11 protein-coding genes are annotated in these 11523 nt (G+C 38.0%); 1 reads left to right on the top strand and 10 read right to left on the bottom strand.

Annotated features, from left to right (window positions below; all coding sequences use genetic code 11):
* Window positions 1–4 precede the first annotated feature (4 nt).
* The gene (locus IGM09_RS06270; protein ID WP_002357595.1) at window positions 5–889 is read left to right on the top strand and encodes a YitT family protein; all 885 of its coding nucleotides are present in this window, start codon (window positions 5–7) and stop codon (window positions 887–889) included.
* 37 nt (window positions 890–926) lie between these two features.
* Here IGM09_RS06270 and IGM09_RS06265 read toward each other — a convergent pair whose 3' ends face one another.
* The 10 genes from IGM09_RS06265 to IGM09_RS06220 all read right to left on the bottom strand — a co-directional run bounded on the left by IGM09_RS06265 (window position 927) and on the right by IGM09_RS06220 (window position 11517).
* Complete coding sequence (locus IGM09_RS06265) at window positions 927–1466, bottom strand: ReoY family proteolytic degradation factor (RefSeq protein ID WP_002361802.1); 540 nt, start codon at window positions 1464–1466, stop codon at window positions 927–929.
* A 9-nt stretch (window positions 1467–1475) separates the two neighbouring features.
* The gene (locus IGM09_RS06260; protein WP_002377424.1) at window positions 1476–2732 is read right to left on the bottom strand and encodes a tetratricopeptide repeat protein; all 1257 of its coding nucleotides are present in this window, start codon (window positions 2730–2732) and stop codon (window positions 1476–1478) included.
* Window positions 2733–2741: 9 nt separating this feature from the next.
* Window positions 2742–3782 carry a hypothetical protein gene (locus tag IGM09_RS06255; protein WP_002389276.1) on the bottom strand — a complete coding sequence of 347 codons (1041 nt, stop codon included), beginning with the start codon at window positions 3780–3782 and terminating at the stop codon, window positions 2742–2744.
* A gap of 306 nt (window positions 3783–4088) precedes the next feature.
* Window positions 4089–4364, bottom strand: a complete 276-nt coding sequence (locus tag IGM09_RS06250; protein WP_002357604.1) for an HU family DNA-binding protein — start codon at window positions 4362–4364, stop codon at window positions 4089–4091.
* Window positions 4365–4611: 247 nt separating this feature from the next.
* A complete protein-coding gene (der, locus tag IGM09_RS06245) occupies window positions 4612–5922 on the bottom strand; it encodes a ribosome biogenesis GTPase Der (RefSeq protein ID WP_002357608.1) in 1311 nt (436 codons plus the stop codon).
* Between the two features lie 173 nt (window positions 5923–6095).
* Complete coding sequence (gene rpsA / locus IGM09_RS06240; RefSeq protein ID WP_002360341.1) at window positions 6096–7307, bottom strand: 30S ribosomal protein S1; 1212 nt, start codon at window positions 7305–7307, stop codon at window positions 6096–6098.
* A gap of 113 nt (window positions 7308–7420) precedes the next feature.
* A complete protein-coding gene (gene cmk / locus IGM09_RS06235) occupies window positions 7421–8101 on the bottom strand; it encodes a (d)CMP kinase (RefSeq protein ID WP_002357612.1) in 681 nt (226 codons plus the stop codon).
* 236 nt (window positions 8102–8337) lie between these two features.
* Entirely contained in the window at window positions 8338–8964 is a 627-nt protein-coding gene (locus tag IGM09_RS06230; RefSeq protein ID WP_002360346.1) for a LysM peptidoglycan-binding domain-containing protein, read from the bottom strand.
* 75 nt (window positions 8965–9039) lie between these two features.
* Window positions 9040–10476 carry a RecQ family ATP-dependent DNA helicase gene (locus IGM09_RS06225; protein WP_033624965.1) on the bottom strand — a complete coding sequence of 479 codons (1437 nt, stop codon included), beginning with the start codon at window positions 10474–10476 and terminating at the stop codon, window positions 9040–9042.
* Window positions 10477–10482: 6 nt separating this feature from the next.
* Window positions 10483–11517, bottom strand: a complete 1035-nt coding sequence (locus IGM09_RS06220) for a helix-turn-helix domain-containing protein (protein WP_033624964.1) — start codon at window positions 11515–11517, stop codon at window positions 10483–10485.
* Window positions 11518–11523: the final 6 nt, after the last annotated feature.

Below are 11523 nucleotides of genomic sequence, written 5' to 3'. Positions count from 1 at the left end.
TTAAATGGAAGAACAAAGATTTTATTTTAAAGATGTGTTATTTATTGTATTAGGAAGCTGTATCTATGCCTTTGGTTTGGTTACTTTCAATATTGCCAATGACCTGGCCGAAGGTGGTGTCACGGGGATTACTTTGATTTTAAGGGCCTTATTTCATTTTAACCCAGCATATACGACATTATTAATCAATATTCCGCTCTTATTAATTGGTGGTAAAATTTTAGGCAAACGCTCCCTCTATTATACGCTAATTGGCACCGTGTCGTTATCAGTATTTTTGTGGTTTTGGCAAAAATTTCCTGTTGAAATTAATTTAGATCATGATTTATTGATTGCTGCTCTCTTAGCTGGTTTGGCCGCAGGATTTGGGAGTGGCCTTGTTTACCGCGTAGGCGGAACCACTGGTGGGACCGACGTCATTGCCCGCATTTTCGAAAAATACTTTGGGATTAGCATGGGCCGCTCGTTGTTACTTTTTGATGTTGCAGTCTTACTCCTCTCGTTGACCTATATTGATGTCAAACGAATGATGTATACTTTAATTGTGTCCTTTGTTTTCAGTCGTGTTGTTGATTCTGTACTCGATGGAGCCTATGCTGCGAAAGGAATTTTAATTGTTTCCAATCATTCCGAAGAAATCGGTCAAAGTTTAATGGCTTCTTTAGAACGTGGGGTAACATATTTAAATGGTGAAGGTGCTTATTCACAAGTGGAAAAACGGGTTCTCTACACGGTAGTCAGCCCTCGAGAAATAATGGAAGTCAAACGGATTGCTAATGAAATAGATGAAAAAGCCTTTGTGTCCATCATTAACGTACATGAAGCAATTGGCGAAGGCTTTACTTATGCAAAACCCAGCAAACAACGGCGCTTTAAATTAAAACAATAAATAAAACCCAGCATTTATTGAAAATGCTGGGTTTTATTTATTGTTGTTTCAAACGATTTAATTCATCGGATAATTCTAAAAACGCTTCTTTGTTGCCTGTTTCTAAAGCATCATCAATTTGAGCTTTAATTAATGCCATTCGCTGCGTTTGTTCTTCTTGCTTAAAATATTGATCAATCGCTCTGGCAACTTCCTGATCCACTTGTTCATTCCATGGCGCAAACGGATTATCTTCTAAAACAGATAAATACTGGCTCGTTTGCCAAGCCTCTGGAAATACACATTCTAAATAAAGAGCTTTCCGCCAATTCATCCGAATCTCGTGAAAAATTTGTTCCGGATCTGTAAATTCTTGTGCTTGGATAAAAAGCAATAACGGCTCCTTACCTAAACCATCCGCTACCACACGGATCCCCCGATCGGTTTTCTCTACGTTCTCAACAAAATGAACATTATTTAAAATCGCATCGTGCGTTAATAAGTAATTTAAAATCCACAGTACTTCTCTTCTTCCAAAAGGCACTGTATTCACTAACCAAGTTAAAAATTTTTTCTTTTCTGATAAACTAACAAACATCGTCGTTTCCTATCTTTCTTCCATATCTGCTAGCACAGATTGCATGTCGACATCACCAGGTTCATGTTCCAAATAATGGTGCAACAAGTGTTTTGCTTTTTCAAGTTCGCCTTCTTCTCGTAAGAACAATGCGTATTCTTTTAGAAATTCTGGTTCGTGAGACAATTCTTGCGCTGCTTGTTCGTAATGAACTTTAGCGACGGCAAAGTCTTCTAATTCGTTGTACGCTTTTGCTAAGTTCCATTCAGCATAAGGATGATCCGTTTCCTCTAAATCATTTAAGATAGTAATTACTTCCTCAAAACGCTCTTCCGTGATGTAGAGATTACTTAAGGTCAAACGACTTTCATCTGTTTTCTCACCTAATTCCAAAGCTTTTAACAACCAGTTTTCAGCACCAGCAATATCGTGTAAGCGATAGGCATTTTCAGAGGCAAATTGGTATAACTCTACTTGGAAGGGGTTTTCCGCAATTCCTTCTTCGATCACCGCTTTTGCTTCCTCTAATTGCTCTTCTTCTTGGAGCGCTTCCGCTAAATATAGATAAAGTGATTGATAATGTGGGTTTAGTGTTTTTAATTGCTGGAACAACGCAATGGCTTTTTGATTCTCATGTAACTGTAAATAAGTGAAAGCTAACTGGAATAAACGATCGTCTGTTTGTTCTTCTTTGACCGCGGCTTCCAAATAAGGAACTGCTTCTTCAAAATCACCTAACATGCTGTAACTACTCCCTAAGCGTTCATTCAAGGAAATAGCAGAGATTTGCGCTGTCCCACTTTCTACAATGCTTTGATAACGAGTGATAGCCTCGACAAATTGACCATTTGTAAAGTATAGTTCTCCCAAAGCAAATTGAATTAACGGCTCTTCTGGCATAAGATTGGCTGCTTCTTTTAATTTCGCTTCACTGACTTCTGGAATCCCTAAAACTTGGTACAAATCCGCAGTAACTAAGAGGCTTTGGACATAACTGTCACTAGTTTCTGGAATTTTTTCTAAATAGATGAATGCGTCATCTATTTCATTATTTTCAATGGCGATTTCTGCTAATGGAATGTTTAAGCCATCTGCATCGGGAAATTGTTCCAACAACTGTTGGAAAATTTGTTTGGCTTCTTCTAGAAAACCTAAAGATAATAACGTTTCCCCTAAATCAGCTAAGGTATTTTCATCATCTTTCTTTAATGCTTCTTCAAACATCAACTGTGCTTCTGCTAAATTTTCAGCTTGTAATGCTTGAACCATTTTTTCACTATATGACATAATTTCCCCTCAAATCTCTTTTAAAATTTCTTGGTATCTTTCAATCGTTGTTAACAGTTGATCGGGCGTTGGCTTTAAAGCTGCTCCTAGTTGACCGATTTTTTCCAACACCATAGGAGGACCTAGTGTTTCTGTGTGAGCCAAGACTTGTTCTGCGTAATCAGCACTTAAAATTTCTTTTGGAAACGCCACCGGAAAACCTAAGCGAATAAACCAAACGATAAAATTTTTAAATTGAAAATCAAAGTGATTGACTTGCTGGCTCCATAAAACTTGTAACAATAATCCCAATAATCGTTTCATGGGACCTGATAACAAATGGCCATTTTCGGTTGTAGCAAAGGCCGCTTCAAAAACTCGGCCAAATTGATCCACTTTTTCCCCTGCTTGTTCATAAAAGGATAACAACTCGTCTAAAATACCATTAAATGACGTTTGATTCAACCGTTTTTTATCTGGATACGTTTGGTATAGCATTTGTAAATAAGCATAATCACAGACAAGACCCGCTCGAATAAAAACGAGCAAATCAATTAAAGGAGCGGCACCTTTTTTATTGGTCAAGGTACTATCAAACAAAATTTCTTCTGAATGATTTTCTATATGCATGGTTGCATGCTGTGCTTGCTGAATTGTGACACTTGGTAAAAGCCCTTGCCGTAACGCTTGAACAGACACAGGCATCAGCCAACATTTGGAGGAACACTTACTTACTTGGTGCAAAAATGCGGTTAATTGTAGTACCCCTTCATTACCCAAACCAATCAATAAAACATCCTGATTTTCTGGCCAATCAGCTAAGAAACGTAACACACTTTCTAATTCTGATAAGTCATTGCAATGAACATCATTGCGACAAATATACCAGTTTAATCCCAACTGTTCCCCAAAGGCATAATTAATCTTCTCCGAAAAAAGATCATAGTAACGCTGATTCGCCAAAACAACGATTGACTCCGTCGTTACTGGTCGTTTTTTTAGGACGGAAGCAAATGTTTCTCCATAAATAATAGCGACCTTGTTTTCCCCTCTAGAATAGTTGTATTTCATTGATTCACCACCTTAAGACTGTTTCCTCTTCCTTCACCCCAAGTCTAGCATAACCACTAAAAAACAGCTACTGGCAACAACTTATTTTTGTCCTTCATTCATAAATCTTTCTCTTTTTATCAAAAAAGCAAGGAGCGAGTGTCGAACCGTTCCCGCTTGATTCTCGGAGCGAAGCACGTTTTTCTCACCCAAGGTTCGTTACAATTTAGCCTTTTAGCGTACTGTTTCGACCACCTCTTAAAATAACATTTTTTATGTATGATTCAAAAAAGAACCCTTGGAAACCAAGGGTTCTAATTGTCTGTCTTATTTCACTGCATCTTTCAATGCTTTACCTGGTTTGAATGCAGGTACTTTGCTTGCAGCGATTTGAATTTCTTGTCCAGTTTGTGGGTTACGTCCTTTACGAGCTGCGCGTTCGCGAACTTCAAAGTTACCAAAACCGATTAATTGAACTTTTTCACCTTTAGCAAGAGTTTCTTGAATTGTTGAAAAGACAGCGTCTACTGCTGCAGTAGCATCTTTTTTAGTTAAACCAGTTGAAGATGCAACGTTTTCGATTAATTCTGCTTTATTTGCCATGGATCATTTCACCTCCTCTATAAGAGATACGATGTTTTTACACACCTAAAGTTCCGTCTATTTTTGAGTGGTCCAAAAACAGACAGCAAATATTGATCTGGTTCAATATTCTGTTAACAAGATAGCATAAGAAAGTTGTAATAGCAAGGTTTTTAGTGTATTTTAACCAGTTTTTTCAAAAAATAATCATTTTTTCTCAAAGTTGATAAATTTATTTGAATATCTAAAAAAAGTATGGTAGAATGCACTATTTTCGGCGTCGCGGAATGATTTTAATCGGCGTGCCCTCAAACGTAAATGCTTTTCTGATTTGATTTTCTAAAAACCGGGCATAAGAAAAGTGCATTAGTTCTTCTTCGTTGACAAAAATAACAAATGTAGGTGGTTTGACTGCCACTTGTGTTGCATAAAAAATCTTCAAACGTTTTCCTTTATCGGTTGGTGTTGGATTAATTGCTACAGCATCCATTACAACGTCATTTAACAACGCTGAAGGAATCCGTAAGTTTTGATTCATACTTACTGTTTCAATTAGTTCAGGCAGTTTGTTTAAACGTTGTTTGGTTAATGCAGACACAAAAATAATAGGTGCATAATCTAAATATTGGAATTCATCACGAATTTCCGCTTCAAAATCACGCATTGTATTTGTATCTTTTTTAACTGTATCCCATTTGTTGACCACGATAATAATACCTCGACCTGCTTCATGGGCATAGCCCGCCACACGCTTGTCTTGCTCACGAATACCTTCTTCTGCATTCAAGACCATTAAAACAATGTCTGAGCGTTCAATCGCCCGCATTGCGCGCATGACGCTATATTTTTCAGTTGATTCGTATACTTTTCCACGTTTACGCATACCAGCCGTATCAATCATTAAGAACTTTTGACCTTCTTCAGATTCAAAATACGTATCGATTGCATCTCGCGTTGTTCCTTCAATATCTGAAACAATCACGCGATCCTCACCAAGAATAGCATTAATCAATGATGATTTACCGACATTTGGACGCCCGATTAAACTAAATTTAATTGTATCTTCGTCCTCTTCTTCTGAAGTGTTAGGAAAATGTTTAACTGCTTCGTCTAACACATCGCCAATGCCTAAACCGTGACTACCAGAAACTGGGAAAGGATCCCCTAGTCCTAAAGCATAAAATTCATAAATATCATTACGCATTTCAGGATTGTCAACTTTATTAACAGCTAAGATCACTGGTTTATTACTACGATATAAAATTTTTGCTACTAACTCATCTGCATCAGTAATTCCTTCACGGCCACTAGCAACAAAGATAATCACATCTGCTTCATCAATCGCAATTTCTGCTTGGTGTTTGATTTGATCCATAAATGGTTCGTCACCTAAATCAATCCCACCTGTATCAATAATACTAAATTCACGCCCTAACCATTCTCCAGTTGTATAAATACGGTCGCGTGTTACGCCGGGAGTATCTTCTACAATCGAGATACGCTCACCGGCAATGCGGTTAAAAATAGTCGATTTACCGACATTCGGTCTACCGACAATCGCAATAGTTGGATTTGCCATTTGATTCCCTCCTTGAGAATTTCAATCCTTACTAGTTTACCTAATCAAACCTTAAAGTGCAAGAAAAGTTTTAGTTTCTGCTGATTTTCTAACCAATTCAAGAAAAAATGAGTTTGACATAGCCGATCTGTTTACGGCTATGTCAAACTCATAAATTTCAAGAAAGTAACGTGTTATTCCTCTTCTTTCGCATCAGATAAAGCGTCACCTAAAATATCGCCCATGGTAAAGCCAGTATTTTCTTCAGGCAATTCATATTCCTGTTCTTCTTTTGGTTCTTCTTGAGACTCAGGTTTTGGTTCTAACGCTTTGATACTTAAAGCAATACGATGTTCCTCTGGATTAACTTCTAAAACTTTCACTTGTACTTGATCCCCTTCATGAAGAACTTCATGAGGCGTTGCAATATGCTTGTGAGAAATTTGAGAAATATGCACTAATCCTTCCACACCAGGGAAAACTTCCACAAACGCACCGAAGCTTGTTAGGCGTTTTACTGTGCCATCTAAAACAGTCCCAGCGGCTGCTTTTGTTTCGATATCTGTCCATGGTCCAGGCAATGTTTCTTTAATAGATAAAGAAATACGTCCTTCTTCTGGATTAATTGAAAGAATTTTTACTTGAACGTCTTCGCCAACAGTTAACGCATCACTTGGTTTGCCCACATGCTGATGAGCAATTTCAGAAACATGAACTAAACCATCCACGCCACCTAAATCAATGAATGCGCCGAAATCTGTCAAACGAGCTACTTTCCCTTCAACAACGTCTCCGTCATGTAAGGAAGAAAGTAATTCTTCTTTTTTCGATTCTTTTTCAGCTTCAACAACTGCTTTATGTGAAAGAATTAAGCGGTTTTCTGAAGGTTCGATTTCAATAATTTTAAATGCTAGTGTTTGACCTTTATATTCAGAAAAATCTGCAACAAAATGATCTTCAACCATTGAGGCAGGAACAAATCCGCGAACACCAACATCAACAACCAAACCACCTTTAACAACATTTGTAACAGGTGCTTCGATTACTTTGCCCGCTTGGAAATCTTGTTCAATTTCTTCCCAAACTTTTTTAGCATCTAAACGGCGTTTTGACAGTAAATAACTGCCGTTTTCTTTATCTTTGCCAATTGATGTGATAACAACTAAATCTAACACATCACCGACTTTCACAAGTTCGTGTACATCTTCAACTGGTAAAGTCGATAATTCCTTTGCGGGAACAACGCCTTCAACGCCCGCTCCTTCAATGCCGACAACAACTTGTTTGTCTTCAATGGCTAAAACTTCGCCTTTAACAATATCGCCAACACTGACTTCTTGAACGCTGTTCATTGCATCTTCCATTGTTTCGTTGTTTGCTACTTGTTTGTCTTCAAAATCTGTCATGCCTCTTATCCTCCTATGCCAACAAAAATTCCAAAACTTAGCTATATATACTTACATAGTACGAGATTTTTGTAAAAAAATAAAGCGATTTCTTCTATTTTTCTTAAAATTCTTTAAAAAAGTTCAAAACCTTTTTGTTTAATCACATTTTGTATGGCGGCGACGACTTCTTCAATCGTCAACCCTGTTGTATCGATTTTCACAGCATCACTTGCTTGGACAAGGGGTGATACTTCTCTCGTTGAATCTAAATAATCCCGACGTTCAATCTCCGCCTTCAAGGTTTCAAAATCCGTCTCAATCCCTTTTTCTTGATTTTCTTTAAAACGACGTTCTGCACGTTCTTCAACGCTAGCCACCAAGAATATCTTTACTTCGGCCTTTGGTAAAACTGCAGTACCAATATCTCGACCATCCATGACAACTCCGCCGGCTTGACCAATTTTCTGTTGTAACGCCACCATTTCTTCTCTAACTTTTGCATGTTTTGAAACAGCTGAAACAGCATTCGTTACATCTGGCTGGCGAATCGCTTCGGTCACTTCATGACCGTCGATAAAAACACGTTGGCCATTCTCTGCTTGCTGAAAAGAAATAGTGTGGTTGACACAAAGCGCTACTAATGGCTCTTCCGCTTGAATGTCGATTTGATTTTGCAAGGCCAGATACGTAATCGCTCGGTACATGGCCCCCGTGTCACAATACACATAATTCAATTGTTTTGCTAAAATTTTTGCAACTGTACTTTTGCCTGACGAAGCTGGTCCGTCAATAGCAATACTGATTTTCCCCATGAAAAAACTCCTTAACTGATATGCATCCTTTAAAATGCGCTTCTTCTTTTATATTAAAATCAGAAGAAAAGAACTTGGATTTAAACTGATGACGAGTCTCTAACGAAAAAGCAATAAGCCGAAATCCCTCGAAAGACGCAAACCATCTTTCGGAAATTTCTGCTTATTGGCATTCTCATGTAATCATTCGTCGCGGTTTAGCCCTTGAAAGTGCTGTCCAAACCTCTTTTTCTGGATTATTTAATACGTAATGGTTGTCCTGGATAAAACACAGATGTATCAATCCCAGGATTTAACGCTAAAATTTGTTCTAATGTCATTCCGTTACGTTCGGCAACTTGACGTGCCCCTTCGCCACTTTGAACGGTATCATAAACAGGTTGTTGGTTCTGCGCTTGTTGCTGTTGTTGATTTTGAGCTTCTTGTTGTTGTTGCTGCTCTTGTTGTTGCTGTTGCTGTTGTTGTGCTTGTTGGTCCTGTTGTTGCTGTGCAGCAGCATCTGAACTTGAAGGTGTTGTATTTTCAGCTGGTTGGCTGCTTGCTGGTTCTGAGCTTTCCACTGATTTTGACGTACTTTCTTTTTTCTTCTCTTTTGATGATGATTGGACTAATGAAGAAGATGGCTGGCTATTTTTGCTAGCACTTTCGTTCGGTTTCTTGTCTTGCATCATCCATAAGAAAGTCCCAATTGGAATGGCAATAATTAATAATAGCAAAATAACTAAAACAGTTAGAAATAATGAATTTCCTCGTTGCTGTTGGCGTTTTGCTAAACGAGAACCACCACCATTTTGATCAGGTTCATAAATTGATTGTTCCCATGGCTCACGAGCTTGGTTTTTCTTTTTGTCCTTTTTACTCACTGCTAATTTCCTCCTAAACTTCTCTCGCTTGTTATTATATCATAGCTTTTGCCAACTGCCGACTAAAAAAATGAATTAATCACGTTCTTTAAATAATTTTAGAAATTTAGAACGCCAATCTTCTTCATTTTGATTGCTGGTCTTGTTCGATTTTACTATTGAATCTTGGTAAATGTCAAAGAATAACGCACAATTATCACAACAAGTTTCCAGTGATTGTTTTACAATTGGTTCTTGAAAATAGGTTTGAATCAACGTTCTTCGACAGGTTGTGGTTTCAATATACGTCAGCATCCCTCTTAATTGCGCTTGACGATCTTTTTCTTTCTCCTCTAAACGATGCTCTAGCTCTTCAAAAGAATAATCCTTGGCTAAATAGCCTTGGACCCATTTTTGTTGTAACTCGGTGGCATTTTCTAACAAACCTGCTTGTTCTTCTCCTTCAATCAGCGATTTTAAGATCGCTCGATTCGCTCTTGTCTCTTCTAAGAAAAACCGATGAATAAATTCATCCCCTTTTTTATACAATAATAGCGCCCAACTTTTTTGACTATCACGTCCAGCTCGCCCGATTTCTTGCAGGTAATTTTCTAAGCTGTCAGGCAAATCAAAATGAATCACTCCACGAACATCAGGTTTGTCGATTCCCATCCCAAAAGCATTCGTTGCACAAAGAATATCGATTTGATTATCAATAAATTGTTCTTGCAAGCGACTACGTTCACTAGCCTCCAAGCCCCCATGATAATAGGCTACCTTAAAACTGGTTTTCGCCTGAATAAGTTGACTAATTTGTTCTGTTTTGTTGCGCGTGGCGCAATAGATAATGATTTTACCAGCCGTTTTAGATAAGTAATCTAGTAACACTTCTTCTTTTTCTGACGTTTCCTTCACGAACAAGCCAATATTTTTTCGATTCACTGAAGAAAGAACTTCTTGATAGCTACCATGAGAAAATAATTGTTTTATAATTGCGTGCTGTACAACGGGTGTCGCTGTGGCAGTTAACGCCAAGGTCAAAGGAAAGTCTAGCTGTTTTTGGACCAGATCTAATTTACTATATTCAGGGCGAAAATCGACGCCCCACTGATAAACACAATGGGCTTCATCCACCACAAATAATGCAATTTTTTGGCGTTGTAACACACTAAGTACTTCTTGCTGTAAAAGCATTTCTGGGCTTAAAAACAGATAATCGTATTGGAACATTTTCGCTAAAATATAACGCTTTTCTGAATATTGTAACGTACTGTTTAAGGCAACCGCACCTTTAATTCCTTGTCTTTGTAATTGATGCACCTGATCTTCCATTAACGAAAGTAAAGGAGAAACAATTACCGTTAGTCCCTCTAACTTCTGGCCCACAAATTGATAACACAATGATTTGCCAGTGCCTGTTGGCAAAACAGCCAATGTATTCATACCGTCAAGTAAGTTTGTAATCACTTCTTTTTGACCAGGCTTAAACGCTGCATAACCAAATCGAGTGAATAATTCTTGTTCTAATGTCAACAATACTCACTCCTTTTCTTGCCAAATTTGTTGGATTTGATATAAGCGGAAATCTAAATAAGAAAGCGTCGCTTCTTGCGCTCGCCAATCCCGATACACCCACAACCGCGGATCTTGTTCTGTTTGAGCCAAGTTTTGGAGTATTGCCTCCTTTTCAAGATAAACAGACACCTGCAGCTGCCCTTGAATAGCCAACTCTAATAGATGGTCATGAATGGTACTCGGTTTTATTTTTCGTTGCTCAGCAATTTCTTGAAGCGTCTTGCCTTCCGTTAACAATCGTTGGGTTTCTTGCATACTTTGGTTTAGATTTTTTTCTATATACGGCCATACAAGCGTTTGTAAAGCAGGATAGTTTCCTCCGTACATTATCAACTGCAGTAAATGATGAACCGCTTGCGTATGCCATAAACGCTGTTCAAGAGCTGTCTTATGGCTTGTTAATTGCTGAGGAACTTTGCCAGTTTGCTGATAACCAGAAAGTTGCGCAACCAAATAGTCGCTTTCTGCTTCAGGTAGTAACTCAAACCCTCGCAACAGTTCTTCTTTGATTGATTGAATGCGCTGCTCTTTCTTGTCTTGTTGTAACCATCGTTTCAAATATAGTTGCGGAATCGGTGTTGATAAAAGTGGAATATACTGTTTTTCCTCAAATGATAAATACGAAGTCACTTGCACGGCAAATTGAATGAGTTGCCAACTTTCTCGATCACTTCTGCCAAAACGATAAAGATCAATTGCAGGATAATCCAGCAACGAAAAATGGTGCTCCTTTAAAAATAGTTGCCCTTCTTTTGTTAGTTGAATCTCATTTGTCTCTTTGTGATACTGAATTTGTTTCGCCTTCGAAAGTTTTTCAAGAAATTGAAAATAGGCTTGTTCGGAAATCGTTGGCCACCAGCCAATGAATCGTAAACAATCATATAAAAAACCATAAATCAAAACAGAGCTAGTCCGTTTGCCTTTTAAAAGATGATACAAAGTTGATGCACGTACCTTGTATCCGTGAGATAATAACGCTAAAATAAAAGTTGCTTCCATAGTAAA

Source organism: Enterococcus sp. DIV0167, from assembly GCF_050541555.1.
Classification (GTDB): Bacteria; Bacillota; Bacilli; order Lactobacillales; family Enterococcaceae; genus Enterococcus; species Enterococcus faecalis.
The sequence above is the reverse complement of the archived record's forward strand: the minus strand, read 5'-3'. Positions and strand labels throughout refer to the sequence as shown.